The organism is Flavobacterium johnsoniae, assembly GCF_030388325.1.
In the GTDB taxonomy this organism is placed as follows: Bacteria; Bacteroidota; Bacteroidia; order Flavobacteriales; family Flavobacteriaceae; genus Flavobacterium; species Flavobacterium johnsoniae_C.
Genome location: NZ_CP103794.1, coordinates 4,797,805 through 4,824,597, shown reverse-complemented (window position 1 = coordinate 4,824,597; position 26,793 = coordinate 4,797,805). Strand labels below are relative to the sequence as shown.

The 26,793-nt window shown below is 33.3% G+C and carries 21 protein-coding genes; 17 read left to right on the top strand and 4 right to left on the bottom strand.

Features of this window, described 5'->3' with window-relative positions; translation table 11 throughout:
- Positions 1–28 precede the first annotated feature (28 nt).
- From NYQ10_RS20435 to NYQ10_RS20405, 7 genes are all read left to right on the top strand, one after another.
- Positions 29–262, top strand: a complete 234-nt coding sequence (locus NYQ10_RS20435) for a hypothetical protein (protein WP_057116258.1) — start codon at positions 29–31, stop codon at positions 260–262.
- A complete protein-coding gene (locus tag NYQ10_RS20430; RefSeq protein WP_289878070.1) occupies positions 234–632 on the top strand; it encodes a YchJ family protein in 399 nt (132 codons plus the stop codon). Before NYQ10_RS20435 ends, NYQ10_RS20430 begins: the two co-directional genes overlap by 29 nt.
- A gap of 106 nt (positions 633–738) precedes the next feature.
- Positions 739–1,857, top strand: a complete 1,119-nt coding sequence (locus tag NYQ10_RS20425) for a vWA domain-containing protein (RefSeq protein ID WP_289878069.1) — start codon at positions 739–741, stop codon at positions 1,855–1,857.
- 88 nt (positions 1,858–1,945) lie between these two features.
- The gene (locus NYQ10_RS20420) at positions 1,946–3,409 is read left to right on the top strand and encodes a magnesium chelatase (RefSeq protein WP_289878068.1); all 1,464 of its coding nucleotides are present in this window, start codon (positions 1,946–1,948) and stop codon (positions 3,407–3,409) included.
- Positions 3,410–3,514: 105 nt separating this feature from the next.
- A complete protein-coding gene (locus NYQ10_RS20415; protein ID WP_289878067.1) occupies positions 3,515–4,366 on the top strand; it encodes an EamA family transporter in 852 nt (283 codons plus the stop codon).
- A 458-nt stretch (positions 4,367–4,824) separates the two neighbouring features.
- A complete protein-coding gene (locus tag NYQ10_RS20410; RefSeq protein ID WP_289878065.1) occupies positions 4,825–6,111 on the top strand; it encodes a Glu/Leu/Phe/Val family dehydrogenase in 1,287 nt (428 codons plus the stop codon).
- Between the two features lie 133 nt (positions 6,112–6,244).
- Complete coding sequence (locus NYQ10_RS20405; protein WP_289878064.1) at positions 6,245–7,468, top strand: sterol desaturase family protein; 1,224 nt, start codon at positions 6,245–6,247, stop codon at positions 7,466–7,468.
- 225 nt (positions 7,469–7,693) lie between these two features.
- Here NYQ10_RS20405 and NYQ10_RS20400 read toward each other — a convergent pair whose 3' ends face one another.
- On the bottom strand, positions 7,694–9,292 hold the full coding sequence (locus NYQ10_RS20400) for a DUF6377 domain-containing protein (protein ID WP_289878063.1): 1,599 nt from the start codon (positions 9,290–9,292) through the stop codon (positions 7,694–7,696).
- A 480-nt stretch (positions 9,293–9,772) separates the two neighbouring features.
- Here NYQ10_RS20400 and NYQ10_RS20395 point away from each other — a divergent pair, with 480 nt between their 5' ends.
- From NYQ10_RS20395 to NYQ10_RS20370, 6 genes are all read left to right on the top strand, one after another.
- A complete protein-coding gene (locus NYQ10_RS20395) occupies positions 9,773–10,294 on the top strand; it encodes a DUF5004 domain-containing protein (protein ID WP_276172715.1) in 522 nt (173 codons plus the stop codon).
- A gap of 8 nt (positions 10,295–10,302) precedes the next feature.
- Complete coding sequence (locus NYQ10_RS20390; RefSeq protein ID WP_289878062.1) at positions 10,303–11,385, top strand: hypothetical protein; 1,083 nt, start codon at positions 10,303–10,305, stop codon at positions 11,383–11,385.
- A 28-nt stretch (positions 11,386–11,413) separates the two neighbouring features.
- A complete protein-coding gene (locus NYQ10_RS20385; RefSeq protein ID WP_289878061.1) occupies positions 11,414–14,428 on the top strand; it encodes a SusC/RagA family TonB-linked outer membrane protein in 3,015 nt (1,004 codons plus the stop codon).
- Positions 14,429–14,457: 29 nt separating this feature from the next.
- Entirely contained in the window at positions 14,458–15,960 is a 1,503-nt protein-coding gene (locus tag NYQ10_RS20380; RefSeq protein WP_289878060.1) for a RagB/SusD family nutrient uptake outer membrane protein, read from the top strand.
- A gap of 311 nt (positions 15,961–16,271) precedes the next feature.
- A complete protein-coding gene (locus NYQ10_RS20375; RefSeq protein ID WP_289878059.1) occupies positions 16,272–17,516 on the top strand; it encodes a glycoside hydrolase family 71/99-like protein in 1,245 nt (414 codons plus the stop codon).
- Between the two features lie 25 nt (positions 17,517–17,541).
- Positions 17,542–19,560, top strand: a complete 2,019-nt coding sequence (locus tag NYQ10_RS20370) for a glycoside hydrolase family 97 protein (protein ID WP_289878058.1) — start codon at positions 17,542–17,544, stop codon at positions 19,558–19,560.
- 338 nt (positions 19,561–19,898) lie between these two features.
- Here NYQ10_RS20370 and NYQ10_RS20365 read toward each other — a convergent pair whose 3' ends face one another.
- Positions 19,899–20,813, bottom strand: a complete 915-nt coding sequence (locus tag NYQ10_RS20365; protein WP_289878057.1) for a hypothetical protein — start codon at positions 20,811–20,813, stop codon at positions 19,899–19,901.
- A gap of 170 nt (positions 20,814–20,983) precedes the next feature.
- On the opposite strand from NYQ10_RS20365, the gene NYQ10_RS20360 reads away from it, so the two are divergent.
- The 3 genes from NYQ10_RS20360 to NYQ10_RS20350 all read left to right on the top strand — a co-directional run bounded on the left by NYQ10_RS20360 (position 20,984) and on the right by NYQ10_RS20350 (position 24,298).
- Positions 20,984–21,460, top strand: coding sequence for a MarR family winged helix-turn-helix transcriptional regulator (locus NYQ10_RS20360; RefSeq protein WP_289878056.1), 477 nt, complete (start codon positions 20,984–20,986; stop codon positions 21,458–21,460).
- A 59-nt stretch (positions 21,461–21,519) separates the two neighbouring features.
- Positions 21,520–22,938: an MATE family efflux transporter gene (locus NYQ10_RS20355; RefSeq protein WP_289878055.1), complete on the top strand. Its 1,419-nt coding sequence runs from the start codon at positions 21,520–21,522 to the stop codon at positions 22,936–22,938.
- Positions 22,939–23,134: 196 nt separating this feature from the next.
- Positions 23,135–24,298: a hypothetical protein gene (locus NYQ10_RS20350; RefSeq protein WP_289878054.1), complete on the top strand. Its 1,164-nt coding sequence runs from the start codon at positions 23,135–23,137 to the stop codon at positions 24,296–24,298.
- Between the two features lies 1 nt (position 24,299).
- On the opposite strand, the gene NYQ10_RS20345 is transcribed toward NYQ10_RS20350, so the two are convergent.
- Together NYQ10_RS20345 and NYQ10_RS20340 are read right to left on the bottom strand one after the other, a co-directional pair.
- Positions 24,300–24,734 (bottom strand): DUF6526 family protein, encoded by a 435-nt coding sequence (locus NYQ10_RS20345; protein WP_289878053.1) that lies wholly within the window; start codon positions 24,732–24,734, stop codon positions 24,300–24,302.
- 298 nt (positions 24,735–25,032) lie between these two features.
- Positions 25,033–25,518 carry a DNA-deoxyinosine glycosylase gene (locus tag NYQ10_RS20340; protein WP_436836297.1) on the bottom strand — a complete coding sequence of 162 codons (486 nt, stop codon included), beginning with the start codon at positions 25,516–25,518 and terminating at the stop codon, positions 25,033–25,035.
- 170 nt (positions 25,519–25,688) lie between these two features.
- Here NYQ10_RS20340 and NYQ10_RS20335 point away from each other — a divergent pair, with 170 nt between their 5' ends.
- Positions 25,689–26,714, top strand: coding sequence for a helix-turn-helix domain-containing protein (locus NYQ10_RS20335; RefSeq protein WP_289878052.1), 1,026 nt, complete (start codon positions 25,689–25,691; stop codon positions 26,712–26,714).
- The last annotated feature ends 79 nt before the right edge of the window (positions 26,715–26,793 follow it).

The window sequence follows — 26,793 nt, the reverse complement described above, 5'->3', positions numbered from 1 at the left end:
AAACTTGAAACCTGAAACTAAAAAAGAAATGAATAGTAAATTCGAAACACTAAAAGCAAGCGTACAAGAAATTATAGATTTAATCGCTGCAAAAAATGATAGAGAAGCCAATAATAAACTTTTAGAAGTAAGTGAAACACTTGACGAAATGATTGATTTTGCTGAAGAAGATGAAGAAGTAAGAGAAATTACGCGTTATCAGGTTTTATTGAACCAGCTTCACGTTAAAATTAATGGAGAAGAACCTGTCGATGGAGAATAAAAAATGTTTTTGCGATACTGGATTGCCTTTTGAAAATTGCTGCGGATTGTATTTGAAAGACAATCAAAAAGCATCTTCAGCATTAGCTTTAATGCGTTCTAGATATTCTGCATATACAACTCATAATGCTGATTATCTTTTAGAAACCACTTATGTTTCGGAAAGAAAATATTATTCGAAACCTGAAATTTTAAGATGGGCAGTTTCTAATAAATGGCACAAATTAGAAATTCTGAGTTTTACTGAAAATACGGTCGAATTCAAAGCTTACTTTTTAGATTCAAATAACAAGCCGCAAATACATTACGAATTTTCAACTTTTAAATTTGAAAATGGAGTGTGGTATTATTTGGATGGAAAGTTTGAATAATTAACATATCTAACATTGTTAACTTCGGTTTTTAGTTGAATATTTTAACTAAAAATTAATAAAAGATTCGTTTTTCATAATTCTAAAAAGATGTAATTTTAGATTTATGAAAAACGAATTTAAAAAAGGCTTTTATTTTAAGACTTACGAAGCTCCTTTTCAGTCTCCGTTTGACAAACTTTTTACGATTTTTAAAGAGCTGATCACTCATACTTCGGGTGATTTTGATGAAGCAATTAGTTGGCTTCGGGAACTGGATATAGAATATAAACTTACCGACGAGAACTACACTATAGACGATTTTATTGAAGATCTGAAGAAAAAAGGTTACATCAGAGATGAAGTAAAAGGCGATGGAAGTTCTGGTTTAGGAATTACTGCAAAAACCGAAAGAGCCATCAGACAACAAGCTTTGGATCAAATTTTCGGAAATCTGAAACGTTCTGGAAACGGAAATCATAAAACAAAATATGCTGGAAATGGTGATGAACATACAGGCGAATTCCGCGAATTTAATTTTGGAGATAGCTTAGAAAGAATTTCATTAACTGAAAGTCTTCGAAATGCTCAAGTTAACAACGGTGTCGAAAATTTCATGCTGACCGAAAATGATTTGGTTGTTGAAGATGCTCAGTACAAAGCGCAAATGAGTACCGTTTTGATGATTGACATTAGCCACAGTATGATCTTGTACGGAGAAGATCGAATTACTCCAGCAAAAAAAGTGGCTATGGCATTAGCAGAATTAATTACAACCCGATATCCAAAAGACACATTAGATATTTTGGTTTTTGGAAATGATGCCTGGACGATTCCGATTAAAGATTTGCCTTATTTGCAAGTTGGTCCGTATCATACTAATACCGTTGCAGGTTTACAGCTTGCAATGGATATTCTTCGCAGAAAGCGAAATACCAACAAACAAATTTTTATGATTACCGACGGAAAACCAAGCTGCGTTCGCGAGCGAGATGGTTCTTATTATATGAATAGTAATGGTTTGGACGAATATATTGTAGACAAATGCTACACGCAGGCTCAACAAGCAAGAAAGCTTCATATTCCGATTACCACTTTTATGATTGCCAAAGATCCGTATTTGCAGCGTTTTGTAAATCAGTTTACAGAAGCCAATCAAGGAAAAGCATTTTATACCGGAATTAAAGGTTTGGGCGAAATGATTTTTGAAGATTACGAAACAAATAGAAAGAAGAGAGTCAGATAGTGTTCAGTCACAGTTTTCAGTCGCAGTTGTCACGCTGAGCGAAGTCGAAGCGCCAAATCAATTAATAAACAATCTATATTTCAATACAATGGAAATAAATACTATAAAGACATTAGGTCAATTAAAAGCCGCTGGATATAAAAGTACAAGCATAAAGGATGAATTACGAAATAATCTCCGTGAAAAAATTAAATCTGGGAAACCAGTTTTTGAAGGCGTTCATGGTTTCGAAAATACGGTAATTCCAGAATTAGAAAGAGCTATTTTATCTCGTCATAATATCAATCTTTTGGGACTTCGTGGACAGGCGAAAACGCGTTTGGCTCGTAAAATGATCGAATTGTTAGACGAATATATTCCGTATGTTTCTGGTTCAGAAATTAATGACGATCCATTAAACCCAATTTCTCGTTTTGCAAAAGATTTAATTGCAGAAAAAAGCGATGAAACTCCAATTTCATGGTTACATAGAAGCGAACGTTTCTTCGAGAAACTGGCAACTCCAGATGTAACAGTTGCGGATTTAATTGGAGATGTTGACCCAATTAAAGCGGCTAATTTAAAATTGTCTTATGCAGACGATCGTGTAATTCATTTCGGAATGATTCCGAGAGCGAATCGCTGTATTTTTGTAATTAACGAATTACCCGATTTGCAAGCCAGAATTCAAGTCGCGTTATTTAATATTTTGCAAGAAGGCGATATTCAAATTAGAGGTTTTAAATTGAGAATGCCTTTAGACATGCAATTCGTATTCACTGCAAATCCAGAAGATTATACTAATAGAGGAAGTATTGTAACGCCTTTAAAAGACAGAATTGGTTCTCAGATTCTAACGCATTATCCAGAAAGTATTGCCATTGCAAGAACGATTACAGAACAAGAATCTAAATTAGATAAAAATCAAACCGATATTGTTTATGTTCCGAGTTTAGCAAGAGATATTTTAGAACAAATTAGTTTTGAAGCTCGCGAAAGTGAATATATTGATAACAAAAGTGGAGTAAGCGCCAGAATGAGTATTACCGCTTTTGAAAACTTAATTAGTACAGCAGAACGCCGCGCCTTAATTTCTGGCGTTGATAAAACAACTTTACGTTTGTCTGACTTTATCGGAATAATTCCAGCAATTACAGGAAAAGTAGAATTGGTTTACGAAGGAGAGCAGGAGGGAGCAGACGTTGTGGCTGAAAGTTTAATTGGTTCTGCAATTCGAACTTTGTTTCCAGAATATTTTCCAAAAATTGAAAAATTAGAAAAACCAGACGAAAAAACACCTTATTCTGATATTGTAGAATGGTTTTTTGCAGAAAGCGGTTTCGAATTATTAGACGACGCTTCAGATAAAGACTATAAAAGTATTCTAGATGAAGTAACGCCTTTAGATGATTTAATAAAAAAATACCAGCCTCAAACTGCAAAAGAAGATCTTTATTTTTTGAAAGAATTTGTTTTATGGGGATTGGTAGAATATAGAAAGTTAAGCAAAGACAGATTTGCAAAAGGAAATCAGTTTAGAGATATTTACGGAAGTTATATCAGCAAATTCTAAAAATAGAATTGCTTTAAAATTTTAATCTGGTCTAGCTGGTTTTTTAAAACCGGCTGGACTTTTTTATTTTACAAAAGATTACTTTTACAGTCCAAAAATAAATCTATGTTATTCCTTATATTAAGTATTCTTTGCAGTGTTATTGTTGGTGTTATATTCAAAATTTCTAGAAAATATGAAGCCAATCCATCACAAATTATTTCATTCAATTATATAACGGCAATTACGCTTTGCTATTTTACGTTTAGTCCAGATCTAAAAGCGCTAGATAATAATGCGCCTTTAGAAGTTTATACATCGGTTGGAATCTTGCTTCCAATTGTATTTCTATTTCTCGCACTTTCTATAAAATTTATGGGAATCGCAAAAACTGATGCCGCGCAACGATTATCGCTTTTTATCCCGATTCTTGCCGCTTGGTTATTGTTTAATGAAGCATTTAATACTTATAAAGTTATTGGTGTGCTAATTGGTTTTGCAGCGCTTTTATTTATATTGAAAAAGCCATCAGATAACAAAGAAAATAAATGGATTTATCCAACGATGGTTTTGTTTGGTTTCGGTATTGTTGATATTCTATTTAAGAAAATTGCTTTATACACTGTTGTGCCTTATACGACTTCCTTATTTTTGGTTTTCCTGATTTCGTTTGCAGTTTCGCTGGTTATTGTTATGTATAAAGCATTCGTAACAAAAGAAAATTTAGCAGTTAAAAATATTCCTTTCGGACTGTTCGTCGGAATTTTTAACTTCGGAAATATATTATTTTACTTAAAGGCGCACAAAGCATTTTCAGAAAACCCATCGACAGTTTTTGCAGGAATGAATATGGGTGTAATTATTTTAGGAACAATTATCGGTGCTTTTTTCTTCAAAGAAAAATTATCTAAAACCAATATTTTGGGACTGCTTTTGGCTTTAATTGCAGTTGTTTTTATAGTTTTTTCGCAATTATAATAAAATTTTTAAAGTCGTAATTCTTTAGTTTACAGCTGTTTTAATAGTTTATTTAAAATTTATTAAAAATAAACTCGACTAATTCTATAGAATTTTTAAATATAATTTTGTAGCTTTGCTTCAACAATGAAAAACTATAGCCGAAATATTATGATGTCTTTCAATTGCAGCTTTGCGATGTGCTGCATGTTGAATCACGTTTTGAAATGGCGTTAATAGAGAAAGTACTTGTTAGTTATTTTTTTTTTTAGCCTTTCATTGCACCATGAAAGGCTTTTTTTTGAATCGTTAAAAAATCTAAATATGAGAACCAATAGAAATATGAAAATTTTGATGCGCCGATGCCTCATAAAGATTCCGTGTTGCATCAGTTTTACGAGATAAAAGCAAAATCTCTTTTATTTATAAAGATTTTCAATAGACATAAAAAGATAACCCAAACCTAAAAACTATATATTATGAGTTCAGAAATTATAAAACACAATCCGTTTCAATCTATGATTGATCGTTTTAATATCGCTGCAGATATTTTAAACTTAGACAATTCACTTCGTCAAAAGTTGCAGCGCCCAGAAAAACAAATTACCGTAAATTTTTCTATTACTCTAGACAACGGAAACGTTCAGAACTTTGAAGGTTATCGCGTAATTCATAATACGGCTTTAGGGCCTTCTAAAGGTGGAATTCGTTATGATACTGCTGTAAATTTAGATGAGGTAAAAGCACTTGCCGCCTGGATGACCTGGAAATCTGCTGTAACTGGAATTCCCTTTGGCGGTGCAAAAGGCGGCATTATTTGCGATCCGAGAAAACACTCTAAAACCGAATTAGAAAAAATTACAAGAGCTTACACCAAAGCTTTAGCTGATATTTTTGGCCCAGAAAAAGATGTTCCAGCTCCAGACATGGGAACGGGACCAGACGAAATGGGCTGGCTTATGGACGAATTTTCGCTTTTGCATGGAAGACCAATTCATGCCGTTGTTACAGGAAAGCATCTTCATTCTGGTGGATCTTTAGGTAGAGTTGAAGCAACGGGAAGAGGTGTAAGTATTATTAGTCTTTTGGCGCTTCAAAAACTAAAAATTAGACCAGCGAGAGCAACTGCGGCAATTCAAGGTTTTGGAAATGTAGGTTTACATTCTGCTTTGTTTCTGTATGAAAAAGGAGTGAAGATTGTCGCAGTAAGCGATGTTTCAGAAGCTTTTTATAATCCTGACGGAATCAATATTCCGGAGTTGATTTTATATTATAATTTGAATAATAAAACCATAAAAGGTTACCCAAATTCGGTTGCCATTAAACATGAAGATTTATTGCTTTTGGATGTTGATGTGTTGATTCCTGCTGCAAAAGAAGATGTTATTACACAGAAAAATGCTGGAGATATTCAAGCCAGAATTATTGTTGAAGGTGCAAACGGTCCCGTTTCTTCAGATGCAGATCAGATTTTACATGATAAAAATATATTAGTTGTTCCTGATATTTTAGCCAATGCCGGCGGTGTTACAGTTTCTTATTTCGAGTGGCTTCAAAATTCGCTTTTGGAGTCTTGGAGAATTCACCAGATTAATAAACGTCTGGAAGATATTTTAGAAAAAGGTTTTGAAACTGTTTTTAGAGTGGCAGTAAAACATGATGTAACGCCTCGTATTGCTGCTTATATTATTGCTTTGAAAAAAGTAGCCGAAACACAATCGGTTAAGGAAGTTGCTTTGGAAGCTCCTTTGTTTAAGCAGAATTAAAATCAGGTTTACTTCGTAAAAGATCATTTTCGTTGATTACGTTTTTGTCTCCTAAAATAACGTAATTGATGGAAGTGTCTTTTTCGTTTGTTTTTGATAGTACAATTTTTAGAATCGAAAAATATCAACCAAAATGAAAAATATCAATTTTCTCGCATTTGCCATGCCGGCCTTTTTTCTTTTTTTGTTTTTAGAATATAAGCTTGCTCAACGCAAGAAAAAGCCTGAAATTTTTAATTATGAAAGTTCTGTTTCTAATATTTCCATCGGAATTGCAGAGCGCTTGATAAATCTATTTATCGCAGCTAGTTTTTATCAGCTTTATTATTTGATTTATGACAATTATAGATTGTTCGAAATTCCGAGCAATGCTTTAGTTTGGTTCGCACTAATTCTTGCAACCGATTTTGTCTGGTATTGGTACCACCGATTAGGGCACGAAGTCAATTTCTTTTGGGCGGCGCACATTGTCCATCATCATAGTGAAGAATTTAATTTTACGGCTGCGGCGAGAATTACTACTTTTCAAGCCATAATTCGAACTGGATTTTGGTGTGTTCTTCCTTTTGTTGGGTTTCATCCAAGTATGGTTATTACAATGTTGATTGTTCATGGCGCGTATTCTTTCTTCACTCATACACAATTGATTGGTAAAATAAAATGGTTAGAATATGTCTTTGTAACACCTTCTGTTCACGGTGTTCATCATGCATCTGACGAAAAATATCTGGACAAAAATTACGGCGATATGTTTACCTTTTGGGATCGACTTTTTGGAACTTTCCAAACTGAAGAAGAAAAACCAAAATACGGATTAACGCATCCGCTAAAAAGCTATAGTTTTTTATGGCAGCACTTTCATTATTACTTTGAAATTTACGAATTATGGAAGCGCTCAAGCGGATTTAAAGCAAGATGGAAAGCCGTTTTTGGAAGTCCGGCACATATGGATCAAGACATTCGTCCGATTTTGGAAAAGCGTTTTCTGCAAGATAAAGCTTCTCCAAATCAGCGACTTCGATTTAAAAACTACTTGTATATACAATTAGGAATCTGCACTTTGATTCTGACTGTCTTTACTTATTATTTTGATTATTTAGAAAGTTACGACAAGATATTTGTGCTTTCATTGGTAATTCTAACTTTAATCAACTGCGGAGCTTTGTTAGAACAGCGAAAATGGATTTATTATATAGAATACAGTCGTATAATTATGATTACAACGTATTTTTTATACGAAGAAGATTTGCTTGTATTTTTCTTTGTTCCAATAGCGATTATGATTTTTGTTGAGCAATTATTTTCATTAAGTAAGATTTATCAAAATACGATTTTGCAGTTGGAAAGTGCTGAATGATTTTACAAGATAGTCCCAGAGGGACGAAATATTTATAGAAAACATATTTGTTTGAAATAGAAGAGCTCTAGCGGAGCGACATATAAATTAAATATGCCGCTCCGCTGGAGCTCTTTGGTGGTGTGCTATATTATTTCTATAAATATTATGCTTCTCCGAAGCACTTGAAATGCTTTAATAAAAACTTAGAATCTTAGCAACTTAGAACCTTAGAATCTCAGAACCTTAAATCGTCTTTATCTCCATAATTTTCTGCTCAAAAGTATCTTTAAAATCAGATTTGCTTTTAATTCTGGTTTTGTACGTATAAATTGTAGCTACAGAAAGTTCTAAAAACTCTGCCATTTGATTACTGTCTTGAATTCCTAATCTGTACAAAGCAAAAATTCGCAATTCGGTATTTAAAAGTTCCCCTTTTTTGACCAAACATTTATGATCATTTGGAAATAGATTATTGAAATCCGTCACAAAAGTTGGGAATAATTTCAAGAAGATTTCGTCAAATTGATGAAAAAGATTTTCCCTTTCTTCCTTTACATTATAACGCTTTAAACTTGCAATAACTTCATCGGTTTTTTTGGTGATGATTTTATGAAGCGTACTTTTCTGGATATGATCTATTTTATTAATGAAAGCCGAAGTTGCCTTAATGAAATAGGTGATGTATTCTTCTTTAATCGCATTTGCTTCGCTTAAACTTACATTCATTTCCTGTAATTTTAAATAGGACTCAGCCATAGTTTTTCGGGCTTTATTTTTCTCTTTTAATTGTTTGAAAATAATTCCAAGAAAAACAAAAATGATAACCGTAAGAATCGTCAAAAGAATAATGATTTTTTCAAGTTTATCATTTTTATCTTTTACGTTATTCAATTGTGCTTTTTCGATAATAGGAAGAATCGACGAAATCTCAATTTTTCGATGCCTTGCATTATAAAAAGTAGCATCGTCCATTGCGATGTTAATGTATTCGTTGGCTTTGTCCAAATAGCCCATTTTAAAAAGTTCATTGGCTAAATTTCTTAGCGCTACGGTTTCTTTTGTCGCATTTTTGACATCGGCAACCGCTGCCATTGCCAGATATTGAATGGCTTTTTTTGTGTAACCTCGTTCAGAATAAATGTATCCGAGACTCGAAGTTGCAATTCCGTAATAATCTGGCGGAAGATTATAATTGTTAATCCAATAACTGAAAGCAAATTCAGCACCTCGCCAATCTTGCTGTTTAAGTCGTTTTAGACTTTCTGCCGCCCAATATTCATTCGTATTAGTGCCAATTAATTCTAATGCTTTTTTTAAGAAATGATTTCCTTGCTGAACATAATGAATATTAAAACGCTGATCACGATTATAATCGGCTAAATCGTAATAGGCGCGGGCTTTGATGTTGTAATATTCGAATTTGTTTTTAATGTCTAATTTCGTGTCGTCAATAACGTTTAAAGTGTCAATTGCTTCTTTAAAAAGTCCAGAAGATAAAAGCACGAAACCTTCTTTGATTCGGCTTTTAGACAAAAACTTGGGATCTTTTAAAACTTTTGCTTTGATTTTTGACTGTTCTAAATAATAATAAGCCGAATCATATTTGAAAGATTTGTATTCATCAAATAATGACATATAGCAATTATATAGAGCTTCATTATTTTGGCTCAATGTAAACTTGGATACATTTTTCTTTAAAGATTCAATTTTTCGATATTTCTGTTTCAGGTAAATGTCTTTTTTTAAGAGCACCTGATCTAATTCTTCTAAATAAGGATTGGTCTCTTTCGCAGTTAGAGAAAATCCTATAATGAAGAAAAACAGCATGAATATTCTTCGCATGATTTAGTTTTGGTTTAGAGTAAGGTTGATTTTTTGTATAGTTAGTTAATTCGTTTTAAAATTAAAATAAGTTTGATATAAACGGAAATCTGACTTTTTGGAATTTTGTAATTCGTTTAATAACATCGCTTTAAAAGAAGATTTCTGAGATGAAAACAAGCGTTAAATGTTAAAAATGGTCAATTTATTTGCAATTATACAATAAAAACAGGTTATATAAATGCATAGTGAAAAAAATATACCAAATATTTTACATATTGTCATTTTTACCATTAAAAAACTACTGATTTTCATCTAAACAACACCTTGATTTTTTGATTTTAAAAATAACAATAAAATATTGATAATCAGTAAGTTGTTTTTGAAATTGTCTGAATTATATCTTGATTTTTATCCGATTTTTTTTTTAGGATTTATTTAACTTCTAGCTTCGTGGTATCCTTTTGAAGGGGATAACAAACTAACAAAAACCAAAAATTTATGAAATGTAAAAGTCTTTATTGGTTAGCTTTTATGATGTGTTTTTTTGCAATTAGTTGCGATAACATAGATGACGGAAGCTACGTAGATCCGATTACCCTTTATGAAAAAGTAAATGGAAATTGGGGATTAACAAATCTGAAAATGGTCGACGAAGTTGCCAAGGCAAACAAGATCGAACCAAGTGAAGAAAACTTGAGTACTTATTTCAATTACGAAGATTTTAAAATCAAATTCAACGTAGATGAAAATAACAAACCAACAAGTTATGAAGTTACCGGAAACGTCCCTCCGTTATTTGCTGCAAAGGGATACTGGGCATTAAGTTCAGATTTTCAGCCAACTAATAGTGGCACAAATAAAATCTACTTGTACAGTGATGCACAGAAAACTCAAAAAACAGACGAACTAAGATTACTTGCAGTTCCGGGAAAAAATGAAGAAATGCAAATTCAATTAACCCGTACTTCAGGCGGAGTAGATTTTGTGTCTTATGTATTTAAATTAAATGCTATTAATTAAAAAGTAATATGAAAAAGTTTATATGTACAATTTTACTTGGCTTGTTGATGGCTCCTAATTTTGTTAAGGCGCAAGAAGCCGCAGGAGCTGTGGGACCAATGTCATCATTTCCTGTTGTTTACAAATATGATGAAAAAGTTACGTGGTATTTTGATATGTCATCATCTACATTTGCTGAGACAGAAGATTTATACATCTGGATTTGGTCTCCGTCTGAGCCAGATGCAGGAAACTGGGAACACTCTTCAAGTTTTGCAAAACTGAAATACGAAGGAAATAAAATCTGGAGTTTTACTTTGACACCAACGGTTTATTTTTCTAAAACTCCTGCTGAAATCGCAGCAAGTGCTGGATTTTGGTTTCGCTTGAAAAATTTTAACGGATCTAAACAAAGTGATGTTGCAAATATTCCTTACACTGATTTTTCATCGTTTTATACTTCAAATGAGTTAATCAGATCGTATCCGTCAAAACCTTTGATTGATAAACCGGTTAGTATTTTATTCAATTCTAATTTGAAAGAGGGTTTTGCTGGAGTTGAAAGTGTTCACTTTCATAGTGGTTTAAATAATTGGGCTGTTTTGCAAGAATATCAGGCTTGGCTTCCAGACGTTTCTGAGAAAACAAAATTGAAAGATCTTGGAAATGGTTTTTATAGAATGGATTTGATTCCACAACAGTATTACAATCCGCCAGCAGGTTTTGTTATGGAAAACATAACTTTCTTGATGGTAGCAAAAGATTGGACTACAAATTCTGGCGATCAAATTATTTATGCAGGAGAATTTATTCCGCCACCGCCGCCAAGTTTCAGTTTTTTTCCATTACAAATCAGTCAAAAAGATTTTCTTGGAATGTCTAGAAAAAACAACGAAGTAGGCGTAAACAAATTAATCTACACGATTACTGCTGGAACAAAAACATTTTCTGGTGAGTTTTCTGGAGGAACTACAGAAATTAAAGGTTTTGTCAATCTGGTTACAGAATTAAACGGACTTCCGAATTTGAACGAAATCCATGTTTTGGTTAAGGATAACAAAGACAAAACGATTTCGGATACGATGATTCCGCTTAAAACTCTAGACAAATAATCACTATTAAATTAAAACACCAATTCTAATGAATAGTAAAAATATAAAAAGCGTCCAGCATAAAATGTGGACTGCTAAAGGAGCGGTATTGATGATTTTTATGCTTTTTCTTTCTGCTGGTCTTTTCGCGCAGACGAAAAAACAAATCTCAGGAACCGTTTATGACAATACTGGAACGGTATTGCCGGGAGCTTCTGTCATTGAAGTAGGAACAAAAAACGGAACTACAACAGATTTTGATGGTAAATTCAGTCTTCAGGTAGCCGCAGGAAGTGCAATTGAAGTTTCGTTTATCGGATCGACAACGCAAAAAATCCAAATTACAGGAAATAACAATTATGAAGTTCGTCTGCAAAATGACGGTTACGCTTTGGCAGAAGTACAAGTTGTTTCTGTAGGTTACGGAAAAGTAAAAAAATCAGATTTGACTGGAGCAATTTCTACAGTTGGAGCAGATGATTTGGTAAAAGGAACAATTTCTTCTACAGAGCAAGTTTTACAAGGAAAAGTAGCAGGATTGAATATTATTCGTCCTTCTGGAGATCCAGCGGCGGGTTCTACAATTCGTCTTCGTGGAGGAACTTCTTTAACAGCAAGTAATAGTCCGCTTATTGTTGTGGACGGAATTGCTGGAGTTGATATTAATATCGTACAACCTTCGGATATTAAATCGGTTGACGTTCTAAAAGATGCTTCTGCAACTGCAATTTACGGTTCTCGTGGAGCAAATGGAGTCATTATGATTACGACAAAATCAGGAACAAAAGGAGTTTCTGTTGTGTACAGCGGACAAACTAGTTTTGGTTATGTTAATGATAATTTAGATTTATTATCAGCAAATCAGTGGAGAGGATATGTTCGCCAAAACGGACTTGCAGATGCTGTAGATTATGGAGGAAATACAAATTGGCAAAAAGCTATTGAGCAAACGGCTATTTCTCAATCTCACACTTTGAGTATTAATTCAGGTAAAGCAGACAGCGGTTTTAGAACCTCAATTTCATACTTAAACAATGAAGGAGTTATTAAAAAATCTGGTTTAGAAAGATTAAGCGGAAATGTTAGCGGTTATCAATTTTTAGGCGATAACAAAGAAGTGAAATTTGATATGGGATTATTTGCAAATATTGACAAATGGCACCCGATTGATTATAGAATTTTTGAAAGAGCTTATAACTTAAATCCAACAATCCCGGTTTACGATTCAAATGGAAATTTTAGCGAAGTAACAGGAAATATTTATCAAAATCCAGTTGAGATTTTAACCAACAGAACTTTTGATAACGAAAGACACAGACTTTTAGGTTATTTTAAAACAGATGTAAAATTCTTGAATGATTTTACTGCAACTGCAAATATTTCATTAGAACATAATGCAGTAAAAGGAGGAACTTACAAACCGTCTTACGCGGTTATGGAAGGACAGACAGAAGGCGGTTTTGCCCAAAGAACTTACGCTGAATATACAAATGCACAAGGTGAACTTTATGTGAATTATAGCAAAATAATCGATAAACATAACATTAGCGCTTTGGCTGGATATTCTTACCTTGAAAATATCTACGAAGGTTTTGGAGCGCAAAGAGGTGGTTTTGTGACAGATGCTTTTGGTTATAACAATTTAGGAGCAGGTTACAATTATCGTTTGAGTGATGTTTATTCATATAAAGGAAAATCAAATTTAGTTTCTTTTTATGCTCGTGCAAATTATGGCTACGATGGAAAATATTTATTGACAGCAACGGTAAGACGTGACGGATCAAGCCGTTTTGGAGAAAACAATAAATGGGGAACTTTTCCTTCTGCTTCTGCTGCGTGGAGAGTTTCTAATGAAGAATTTATGGAATCTTCAAAAGGATGGTTAGACAACTTAAAATTAAGAGTAGGTTGGGGTATTACAGGAAACCAAGACGGAATTGGTGAGTACAAATCACTTTCTATCTTAGGAGTTGGAAATGATAGTTATTACGATCCAGTTACAAAAACTTGGAGTTTGGCATATTCTCCAAAACAAAATCCGAATCCTGATTTGAAATGGGAATCTACAGAACAAATTAACGTTGGTTTTGATTTCGGTCTTTTCAACAGAATTACAGGATCTTTTGAATATTATTCTAAAAAAACAAAAGATTTGTTATACACTTATGAAGTGCCTCAACCGCCATATTTAGTTGGAACTATGCTAGCAAACGTTGGTGAAATGTCTAATAAAGGTGTGGAATTGACTTTAAACGCAGATATTGTTAAAGGAGATAAATTCAACTGGAATGCTAATTTGACGCTTGGACACAATGTTCAAAAAATCGAAAAACTTTCCAACCCAACTTATAAAACAGATGTTATTTACAGTGGATCTCTTCATGGTTTAGCAGGTATGTCTGGACAATATTCTCAAATTATTGCAGAAGGATATCCAGTTGGAACTTTCTGGGGATTCAAAAATGCTGGTTTAGATGCTGATGGAAAAATTCAGTATTACAACGCTGCTAATGAGGTTGTTGCAGAAAACGCTTTGGTTGATGCTGACAAAAGAGATTTAGGAAACATTCAGCCAGATTTAACTTTAGGTATCGGAATGAATTTTTCTTACGGAAACTTTGATCTTGGAGTTTCAGGATACGGAATGTTCGGTCAAAAAGCTTTAAACGCGACCAACATGATGTTAAACGATCCGAACAGATTGCCAGCTTTTAATGTGCCAGATGATTTCTTGAACAGCGGTCTTACTTCGGCTCCAAAATATTCAGATTATTGGATTGAAGATGCATCATTCTTCAGACTTCAGACACTTTCTTTAGGATATACTTTGCCATTGAAATACAAAAAATCGAAAGTTAGATTCTATGTAATGGGAGAAAATCTATTTGTAATTACAGGTTACAAAGGTGTAGATCCAGAGATTGGATTAAATGCTCAAGACGGAATAAATCAAACTGGTGTAATGGATCAGACTGGTTTGGCAGCTCCTGGAATTGACCGATACAATAATTATCCTCGACCAACAACGATTTCTGTTGGACTAAATTTTACGCTGAATAATTAAGCGAATTTGATAACCATAAAATACTAAAAATGAAAATCAAAATAATAGCACCAATACTTTTAAGTATGCTTTTTACGGTATCATGTACTGATCTAAACGAGCAGTTGTATGATCAGGTAGAAGATGGGAATTTTGGAAACACAACTAAAGAAATTGATGCGTTGGTTGGTGGAGCTTATTCTTCGTTAAGAGGATTTGCCGATCCGATTTCGAATAACTATCCAACTTGCGAATATGTTTTCTTTTTGAACGAAACTGTTTCAGATGAAGCGACCATTCCAACAAGAGGAACCAACTGGTATGATGGCGGACAATATCAAGACGCGCAAAGACATACTTGGAAAGCAGATAATAGAATGATTCTTTCGGCTTGGCGTTACAATTATACTGGAATTGCAAAAATCAACGCGATCATTTATCAAATCAATAAATCGACTTTGACGGAACAAGCAAAAGCACCAATTTTTGCTGAACTAAAAGCGGTTAGAGCATATTATTATTACAATCTTTTAGATTTATTCGGAAATGTGCCAATTGTAACCAATTTTGAAGATACTGATCTTCCAACTAATTCAACTAGAAAACAAGTTTATGATTTTGTAGAAAAAGAATTGACAGACGCGATTCCGTATTTAAATGGAAATGTGGTGTATTCTAAATTAACTAAGAATGTTGCGTATTCGATTTTAGCAAGATTATATCTTAATTCAGAAGCATTTGTAGGCGTTGCGCGTTGGCAAGATTGTCTTAATATGTGCCAGAAAGTTACTGGATATACTTTAACGCCAGATTTCTTTGCCAATTTTGCAACAGAAAATCAGACTTCATCAGAAATAATTTTCGCAATTCCTTACGATTCAAAAGCAGGAACAGTTGGAAATTATATGAATTCAATGTCTGCACATTACAACCAAAAATTAGCCATTTCTGCAACAGGAAATTATCCTTGGAGCGCAAACGGAATGTGTGCACAACCAGGAGTATATTCTGCTTTTACAGATACAGACAAAAGAAAAAAATGTATGCTTCATGGCGATCAAATCAACTTAGCAACAGGTTCTGTAATTATGATGGATAATGGAGAACCGCTGACTTACACAGAGAACTTAACAAGTTTGACAGATGCAAAAGAAAATGAGGGTGTTCGTTTGGCAAAATATGAAATGAAAGATGGAGAACAATGGGAACGTGATCATGATTTCGTTTTAATTCGTTATGCAGAAATTTTAATGATGCAAGCAGAATGTTATGTTCGTTTAGGTTCGCCAGATTTAGCAAAACCATTTTTACAGCAAGTAGTTACGCGCGCCGGAGAAGAAATGCCAACGACAATTGATCTTGCATTTATCGATCAAGAATTGTTGAAAGAATTCACATTCGAAGGAAGAAGAAGAACAGACAACATTCGTTTTGGAACCTTCTTTTTGCCTTGGTGGGAAAAAGGTGCAACCGAAAAATACAGAGCCATTTTTCCAATTCCAAGTTCAGTACTTACAACAAATAAAAACCTGAAACAAAATCCTGGGTATTAGGTTTATGAATGTCAGTCTTCCATGTTGGTTAGTCGTGGAAGGCTGACATGTTTTTAAGAATTTACTAAAGATATATTTCAGTTACAAAAGAAAGAACAGCTCCGGAGGAGCTAAATATTTATAGAATAATTTGATAGTGCAAATAAAGCTCCGGAGGAGTGACACGTAAAGATCAATAAATATTTCACCCAGCTGGAGTTCTTTTATTGGGCTAAATGCTTTTCTATAAATATTTCGTCCCTCTGGGACTATTTCTAAAACTTAAAAAAATGATCTTATTACGTTAGTTCCAAAATAAATTAAACAACAATATGAAAAGATATATCACATCAATGGTTTTGGGTTTAATGAGCATTGTGATGGTTGCTGGCTGCAGCAGCGATGACAAAAGTTCAGATAAACCTACAGAACCAGAAAAAACAGCACCTGTTGCGATTGAGAAAACCAACAGCACCAAAATTTATATGCACTATATGCCGTGGTTTGAAACCAACGAAAGCAGTGCCGATAAAAAATGGGGATATCACTGGACAATGGCAAATAAAAAACCGAATAATGTAGGCGCAAACGGCCGAAGAGAAATCGCATCATATTATTATCCGCTGATTGGACCTTATCACTCAGGCGATAAAAATGTGATAGAAAATCATTTATTGTTGATGAAATATTCAGGAATTGATGGAATTCTAATCGATTGGTACGGCACTTACGATGTTAATGATTATAGAATGGTCAAAGAAAATACAGATCAGTTAATTGAAATGTTGGACAAAGTAGGTTTAGAATATGCTATCGTGTATGAAGATCGATTTTTAACCAATGTTGTCAATGCTGGAAAAGCCATTTCGGTAACAAGCGCTGCAAAAACAGATTTAGCTTATGTACAAAATAATTATTTTACTGATGCTAATTATATCAAAATTAATGGCAAACCACTTCTAATGAATTTTGGACCAATTGTTTTGCAAACGCCTGCAGAATGGACCAATGTGTTTAATACATTAACAACGAAACCGACTTTTCTAACGCTTTGGGATCATTCTGTAAAAGCTGGAGACAACGCTTCTGGCGAGTATGCATGGGTATATAAAGACAACAGTTTCTTGACTAATTTTTATACGAATACCAAACCTAAATTAGGTGTTGCAATGGGAAGTGCTTATCCGGGTTTTAAAGATTTTTATGCTGAAGGTGGAGGCGGAGCTGCAATTGGTTGGACAATCGATCATAAAAATGGAGCGACGCTTGATGAAACGCTTACACTTGCCAAAAATGCCAATGTCAATTATTTGCAATTAATCACGTGGAATGACTTCGGAGAAGGAACCATGATTGAGCCAACTGCTGAATTTGGTTATTCTTTCATTGAAAAAATAAAAACTTTTGCTGGAGTAAAAAACACCGAAAACATATTTCCAGATATCAGCAAATTGTATGATTTGCGAGTGCAGAAAAAAGGAAATGCTGATGCCCAGAAAAAACTCAATCAAGCGTTTAATTACTTTGTTTCGATGCAGCCTGCAAAAGCAAAACAAATAATGAGCGAAATAAAATAGAGCTGTAATTAATACAATTTAAATAATGAAAAACAGAAAATATAGATACTGTATAATGGCGCTGGCATCAATAGTAATGCTGGCATGCAGTACTAAAAAAACGTATAAAATCAGTTCTCCAGAAAAAATCTCTGAATTAACTTTTGAATTAACACCAACTGGACAGCCGCAATATAGTTTTTCTTCTAACGGAAAATCGGTTATTGAGCCTTCTCTTATGGGGTTTGAATTTCAAGGTTTAGCCAAAATGACAGACGGTTTTGAAGTGGTTTCTACTGAAGAAAAATCGGCAGACGAAACTTGGGAACAACCTTGGGGCGAATTCAAAAAAGTGAGAGATCATCATAACGAATTGATTGTTCATTTAAAAGAAGCAAAAGGCGAGGAGCGCTTGGTAGATATTGTTTTCAGGGTTTTTGATGATGGCGTAGGTTTTCGATATGAATTTCCAAAACAGTCACATTTAGGAAAAGTCAAAATCTCTAATGAAATAACGCAATTTACTTTTAAAGATAATAATGAAGTTTGGTGGATTCCGGTTCACAGAGAAAATAGCTATTACGAAAGTACTTATCGCAAAACATTAATGAGTAAAACGGATACCATTAATACGCCCGCAACTTTCGAAACAAAAGACAAATTGTATGTAGCGATTCACGAAGCTAATTTAACAGATTTTGCTTCTATGACTTTATTAAAAACTTCAGACAAACAATACAAAAGCGATTTAGTGCCTTGGGCTGATGGTGTAAAAGTATATGCAGAAACGCCATTTAAAACGCCTTGGAGAACTATTGTTGTGGGCAAAAATCCTGGAGAAGTGGCAACTTCAACCATTATGCTGAATCTAAACGAGCCGTCAAAAATTGAAGATTTATCTTGGATAACGCCTTCGAAATATATCGGAATTTGGTGGGGAATGCACTTAGAAAAATATACTTGGGGACAAGGACCAAAACATGGTGCAACTACAAAAAATACGAAAGAATATATCGACTTTGCAGCAAAAAATGGTTTTGACGGAGTTTTGGTAGAAGGTTGGAACGAAGGCTGGGACGGCGACTGGACGGCAGACGGTTCTGCGTTTAGTTTTGTAAAAGCTTATCCAGATTTTAATCTAGAAGAAATTACAAAATATGCTGCCGTTAAAAATGTTCGTTTAATCGGACATCATGAAACTGCTGGAGCAACCAAAAACTACGAAAATCAATTGGAAGATGCTTTCAAATTGTATCAAAAAATGGGTGTCAATTCGGTTAAAACGGGTTATGTAAACAAATTTTTAGATAAAAAAGAATGGCATGATAGCCAATACGGAGCGCGTCATTACAGAAAAGTAATCGAAACGGCGGCCAAATATCATATTATGATTGACAATCACGAACCAATGAAAGGAACTGGTTTGCAGCGTACTTATCCAAACTTCATGTCTCAAGAAGGCGGACGCGGACAAGAATACAATGCATGGTCTGTAGATGGAGGAAATACTCCAGAACATTTAACAACGCTTCCTTTTACAAGAATGCTTTCTGGACCATTTGATTATACTCCAGGAAACTTCAATTTTGATTATAAAACGCCTTCTGGAGCAAAAGTACAGACAACTTTGGCAAATCAATTGGCGTTGTATGTTATTATTTTCAGTCCGTTGCAAATGGCTTCAGACTTACCAGAAAATTATGAAGGAAAACCAGAGTTTCAGTTTGTAAAAGACGTGCCTTGCACTTGGTCTGATACCAAAGTTTTAGACTCAAAAATTGGAGAATATACTACAATTGCCCGTAAAGATTGGGATGAAAAAAACTGGTATTTAGGATCTATTACAAATAGAAATGCGAGAGATTTAAAAGTTGCGCTTTCATTCTTGGATAAAAATAAACAATACGAAGCAGAAATATATGCAGACGGAGCAGGTGCAAATTACAAAACAAATCCGTATCCGGTTACAATCTCTAAACAAACAGTAAACAGCAAAACCGTGTTAAACATTAAGTTGGCAGCTGGAGGAGGAACAGCTATAAAATTCACTCCAAAAGAAAAATAAATTAGTTAGTTTATTTTGAGTTAAGTAAGTTTAAGTTTGGAAGTGAACCCGATAGCTGAGCAGCTATCGGGTTTGTTTTTTTATTTTTTGTTTCAAGTTTCAAGTTTCAGGTTTTCTTAACTTTGAACTTAATTTTAACGCAAAGAGCGCTAAGATTTTTTAATAGATTACGAATACAAAACGCTAAGTTCGCAAAGCTTTTTTCTACACAAAGCTTTGCGAACTTAGCGTTTTTATAAAACTCGCTTATCAAAAAATCTTAGCGCTCTTTGCGTTAAAAAAAGATTCCAATTTTAAAACTTAGCACCTTAGCAACTCAGAACCTTAGAAGCTCAAAATCAATGTTTATAAAGCTTCACATGATTTCCAAAACTATAAGTTGCGGTTAAAGTTGGGCCATTATATCCCCATTTAAAGAATCCATTTAGTCTTTCTTTTTCCATATCAACTCTGATATTTAGGCCAGTATAACCAGCGGTAAGACTAAAATTTTGATAGACATTATACAAAATTGATAAATTGTAACTCAACAATCTTCCGTCAAAGTCGTTGATTTTAATTGCAAAATAATTGAAGTTAGCATAAAGACCAACTTTTCTTCCTAAGACAAATTCTCCCCAAACTCCAATATCGGGTAGAGGAGCAGTAAAGCCAAAATTATCTTTAACCTCTAAATTTGCCGTTTCGCCAGCCAATCCTATTCCGACGTCGCCAAAAAGAACGTGCGCGCCAATAAGAGCCCCGATTTCATATTTTGGTTTTGAGACAAATGCATAACCGTAAGTAATTCTTCCTATATGATTGTCCATAAAAGCATAAACAGTAGCATTTACAGGATAAACATGATCGCGAAATTCAATTTCTTTCTGAAGTGTTTTTGTAGAATTTCTGCTTAAATAATAATACTCAGCGCCAAGTCTAGATCTTCGGGAAATTCTCCATTCAAAAGTTCCGAAAAAAGAAGTCGTACTTTTATTAAAGCCAAGATCTTTCTCAAAATCAATTATATTTCCAAATTCACCATTATTACTACCCACTTTAACTTCTGTATTATTAATAGGAAAAAAAGCGCCAGCCGTCACTTTAAATCTTCTAGCATGCCAAGGAAGATCGTCAGCGTAATTATCCTGAAAATTTTCACTTTCGGATTTAACAGTTGTTAAACTTTCAATTGAAGTGTTCTCTGCAAATGTTTGAGCATTTACTGGAATCCAAAAGAGCGTCATTACCAAAAAAATAAATAGTTTTTTCATCAGCTTTATTTTTTATTTGATTAGGAAAATTTTAACAATAAAGTTAGTAAAAATAATCGTTCAAATTTCTTTTTTGAGTCGAATTATTTGATTGAAACAATTGAATATCAGTTAAATGATTAATTTTTAAAAAATAGTTGACATGTCATCCTTTTTTGTAAATTTGCATCATGGAAAATATAAATGCAGATCAAGAAAATGCTTTAAACTTTTGGAAAGAAGAAATAGCTGATAGCTTCTTTTTTCAAATTCATCGTATGAAAAGGGCAATTTTTAGAAGAACAAATGCGCTGATGACAGAATCAGGAATTACGTTGCAGCTTGAACAATTGCCATTACTTATGATTTTACGTCACAGAGGATTTTCGCAGAGAGAATTGTCAGACAAGACAATGCGCGACAAATCTTCTATCTTGAGAAGTATTACAGCTCTCGAAAAAAAGAATTTAGTTGAAGTTGTAAAAGATAAAATCGATAAACGAAAAAATATCGTAAGTCTTACTGATGAAGGTTTTACAATGGCAAAAGAAATTCGTTCTCTTATGAAAAGAGCTGAAGATGAGGTAATGTCTGTTTTTTCTCCAAAAGAAAGAATTGAAGCTTTGGGTATTGTAAAATCATACGCAGATAAACTAGAAACACTTTAAATTTTTTTAAACTTTAAAAGTTGATATATCAACTTATTTTTTAATGTTATTTCGAATAAATGAAAAAAAATGAATTACTAGAAGGACCAATTCTTTCTTCATTATTAAAATTGGCAGTTCCGATTATGATTGCCAATTTATTACAAGCTGCATATCAGTTGGTTGATGCTTTTTGGGTTGGCCGATTGGGCGGAGATGCCGTTGCAGCAGTTTCAATAAGTACTCCCGTAATATTTTTAACCATTGCTTTAGGAACTGGACTAGCCATTGCAGGATCAATTTTGATTGCTCAGTATTTTGGTGCTGGAAATCAGGAAATGGTCAATCATGTGGCGGCGCAAACATTATCAATGGTCATTATCGTTTCGATTGTACTGTCAATAATTGGATATATTTTGAGTCCGTATTTTTTATATCTGTTAAAAGTAACGCCACAAGTTTATGTTGATGCTTTAGGATTTATGCGCGTAGCGTTTATAGGACTTGTTTTTAGTTTCGGATTTATGATTTTTCAGTCCATTATGCGTGGAGTTGGACGTGTTACTTTACCTGTTTATATAGTTTTAGGAACCGTTATTCTGAATTTTGCTCTAGATCCGTTATTTATTTACGGTTGGAATTTTATTCCTGCAATGGGTGTAAAAGGTGCAGCTTTGGCAACTTTGTTTACACAGCTTTTGGCAATTGTAATCGGATTTGCAATCTTGTTTCGTGGAAAACACGGAATTCATCTTCGCATTCAAGATTTTAAACCAGATTATAAACATATTAAGAAAGCCTTTCAAATCGGATTCCCTTCTTCCATCGAGCAGTCAATGAGAGCGTTAGGAATGATGGCGATTACTTTTTTAATTGTACGTTTTGGAACATTAACCGTTGCTTCTTACGGTGCAGGATCAAATTTAATTCAATTGATTTTAATTCCGGCTTTAGGTTTATCGATGGCAATCGCAACTTTGGTTGGTCAAAATATTGGCGCGGGAAACATTGACCGTGCGGGTGAAATTGCAAAATTAGGCGCTTATTTAGGTTTCGGATTATTGACGGGACTTGGCGTGATTGCTTTTATTTTCGCTCCTTATTTAATTGCGTTCTTCGTTCCAAACGATCAGGCAGTTATTGAAGGCGGAACAGAATTATTAAGAATCACTTGCCTTTCTTGGGGATTTTTAGGTTTACAACTTTGTTTAACAGGCGTTTTCCGTGCAGTTGGAAATACAAAATTACCTATGATTCTGACTTTAGTTTCGCAATGGGTAATTCAGTTTCCGCTTGCTTTTATCTTATCTCATAATACTTCTTTAGGTAAAATAGGAATTTGGTGGGCTTTCCCGATTGCGTCGGTTCTAACGGCTTTAATTACTTTGGCTTTGTATGTAAAAGGAGATTGGAAAAAAGAAAGATTAACAGGCAAAACCAATAAGTTGATTGATAAAGTTGAAAAGGAAATTGTGAAAGAAGGGTTTGAGGTTAAGTAAAGGTTCAGAGGTTCAGAGGTTCAGAGGTTCAGAGGTTCAAAGGGACAAAGGTTTTGAAGAGACGCATTATTGTGCGTCTTTTTTTTTGTTTTTTATTGAACAACGGCTAAACCTTTGTTCCTTTGAACCTTTGAATCTTTGTCACTTTAAAAAAAACTTAGTACCTTAGAATCTTAGCAACTTACAACCTTTTTCCATGACTAAAAACCTAAAACGTTACTTCGTAAAATCTGTTATTGTATTAGCCTTAATTCATTTAGTTTATTTTCTGTACGGTTATTTGACTTTTAAAGGTTTAGGGAAAATAAATATTTATACCGAATTCTACAGATTTAAATTTTACGATGACGTTTCGATTTCGCATTTCTTTGTAAGCGGATTGTTTTTGTTATTCTTTCTGATTTTTTTGGTTAAAAATCATTCTAGAGAAAGTTATAAAGGTGGAAATTTGCTAAAAATCGCAACTTGTTTGCTATTAATTTCTTTTTTGACTTTTTCATTTTTTATCAGTTACAGTTTCGGAATGAATGCGAAACTGAAAACAGAATTACCTGAAAAAGATTTTAATAAAGATAAAAAACTGTTGAATGTTTTAAATCCGTTTTTGTATGGTTACACTTCGTACACTTCGGAGAAATTGTTTAATTATGAGAATATTTTATATCCAAAACCTTATCCTGTAATTAAACAAGAAGATACCATTTCGGCTGGCGAATATCCTATTACAGAAACTACTTATTATAGTATCGATACCATAAAAGCTCTGGCAAGTACTTTTGATAAAACAACCAATAAAGCAGACAGTATTCTGGATATTTTAGGTTTTGATAAAGAAGAATTATACAAACGAATTATTTTGAAAAGAGAAATTAATGATAGCACCGAAATTGTTTTCAAAAGTGTTCCTGTGCATCCAGAACATGATGAAGATATTTGCATTTTCTTAGAAAATAATTCGCTATTTAGTGCTGTAAAAGGAGATTCGATTAATAAACAGAAACGTCAAGCGGCAATTGACCGTTATAATTTGCTTTATAAATCGAAGAAAGATTCTTTAACATACGAGTTTCAAAGATTGGATACGATTCTTAAAAAATACAATATAGAGACAAATCTTGTCCCGAAACAATTAACGCAAGATGTTTATCATTACAGAGATAAAAATGATGAACCATTAAACGGAATTAGAAATAATTTTGATAGAAAAGCGCTTATAGAAAAAATTACCACTTTAGACAAATTATTCTACGAGCCGAATTATCTGCATCCCAATATTATCGGAATCTATTTTATCGTAATTGCTGTAGTTTGGATTTTGTTGTTTCTGTTTTATCTTATTTTCAATAAAAGAAAAGAATAAGTTAAACTCTGTGATAATCGGCTTTCCAGTGTACGATTGCTTTTTTGATTGCATCGCCAGTTAAATTATTTTTTAAAACATCTTCTAAAAGAGGAATAAATTCGTCATCTGGAGCAAATCGCAAAGCAAATATTTGATCGTCTGTTAGTTTGTATTCAAATTCTTCGAAACGTTTTCCAGTTAATGTAAAATAGCGGTAACGCATTTCTAGACGTACAATTCTGTTTTGCAAAGTAAGCGCATAATGCTGACGAAGCATAAAAGCAAGCGCAAATAAGAATATAAAACCGACGCTTATAAAGGCCCAAATTAAGTGATCTTCTGTTGTAATCGCAAAATAAATACTCGCAATTAGAAACAAAATTAAAACAGGATAGTATATGAAATGATGCGGTTTGTAAAACCGAATATGATTATAATAGGTTTGAATTTTCATGCTTTTTGAATTTTATGGTAGCCTATAAAAACAAAGCTACTCTATATTTCTATAGAGTAGCTTTTTCCCAAAAATAAACTAACATAACCAATGTTCTCTTTATAGACTAAACTTTTTACAGTTTGCTTTGTAAATTTTAATAAGAAGAAAGCCTTTCCATTTCATTTGTCAAATCTTCAATATGGCTTATTTTTCTTTTTGTAAAATTACTTTAAGAGTGGTTGAGATTTGTTATATTTTAAAAGGAAAAAGTTACATGATTCCAATATTTGCCTTTTAATTGTATAAAATTACCTAGTTATAAATAGGTTCCAATGAGTTTCCACTGGTCTAATTTACTTTGAAAAGACTTGCTGGCATTGGCGGGGCTTGTAGAAGGCAATGTAAAGGTTTGATAATCTTTATTTAAACGAACATACTTCTTAAAAAAGGAAGCAGCTTTCTGTCCGTTAAAGAAAATGACGCTTATTTGAGGATGAAGTTCTAAAAAATTTTCAAAATCATTTGCTATTTCATTTTTTATAGCGCTGTCTAAACTTCCAATTCGATCGCAAAATTGTAAGACATCCCACAATGCGATCTTGTTTTTAATTAACAGGTTTTTTCTTTCTTCATAATTTTCAGAGAATTCTTCATTTAAAATTTTAAACATAAATTTCCAGAAGTTGTTCTGATTATGACCATAATACTGATTTAGTTCTAAGGATTTTGTTCCAGGCATTGTGCCTAAAATTAATATTTTGGAAGTTGGTGAACTTATTGGAGCAAAAGAGAAACTTTTCATACTTACTTATAACAATTCTTCAATTTATGTTAAAGTAAGCATTTATAAGGAATTATAAAACAAAACCGAAAAATTATATAACAACTTTGGTCTGTCTTTAAACGAACTTTGAATTTCAGATTTTTACAAATGATCTGTTGGATACATTGTAGAATTTAAATCCGTCGACCATGAAAATAGTTACTATAAATACAGAGAAAACTCAGAATATTTTTGATGAGCTTCATACAAATTTTGGAGGAAAAGTGACTTTTGACTTAGACGAATATACGTTGGAAGTTGAAAATAGTTTTGCCGAAGGTTCCATAATCGGAGCTTCTTTTAATGACGCTATTTCTTACGTTCAATTTGATATGACATTTTCTACAGATGTTAGACTAGATATTTTGAATGTGAAATCGTCGCCTATTTATTTTGCTTATTGTTCTAAAGGAAATCTCGCGCATAGTTTTGGATTGAATGGAGAAGAGCGAAAACTAAAAACCTTTCAAACAGCAATTGTAACTTCTAAAGAAAATCAGGATAATGTTTTATTTTTTGAAAAAGGAAAAAAAACAAAATTGACCTTGATTATTGTTGGAACACAAAGTGATACAAAACAACAGGCGCAATCTTTAAATCAAAAGGTAAGAGATACATTTTTTGAAAACAATTTGGTTCAAGATTTCTTTTATATCGGTTCGTATAATTTACAAATTGCCGAAAAAATCGAGCAACTTAATTCGATTACGCAAACCGGAATTGTTAGAAATCTTTTGAAAGAAGGAATTATGAGAATTATTCTGGCAATGGAAATTCAGCAGCATTCTGATGATTTACATGCTTTTGCAAACGAATCAAACGGTTTGACTTTGAGAGAAATGGAAGAAATAAAAGAACTTTCGGAGTTTATAAAATCAACTCCAGAAGAAGCTTTTTCTATTAAATCTTTGAGTAAAAAATCTGGATTATCTCCAAACAAACTTCAAGAAGGTTTTAAAATGATTCATAATCGCACTGTAAACGATTATATTACTCATATGCGAGTTCTAAAAGCAGAAGTTTTAATTAGAACTTCTGATCTAAATATTTCAGAAATTGTGTATTGCATCGGTTTTACAAGCAGAAGTTATTTTTCTAAAATATTTAAACAAAAATACAATTGCAGTCCAAAAGAATACAAGTTTAATTTGAACTCGTTGGCTATTACAGCTTAGAAGAAGGTTCAAAGAGACAAAGAGACAAAGGAACAAAGTTGCAAAGGTTTCTAAAATTGTCATAATAAATAATGTCGTT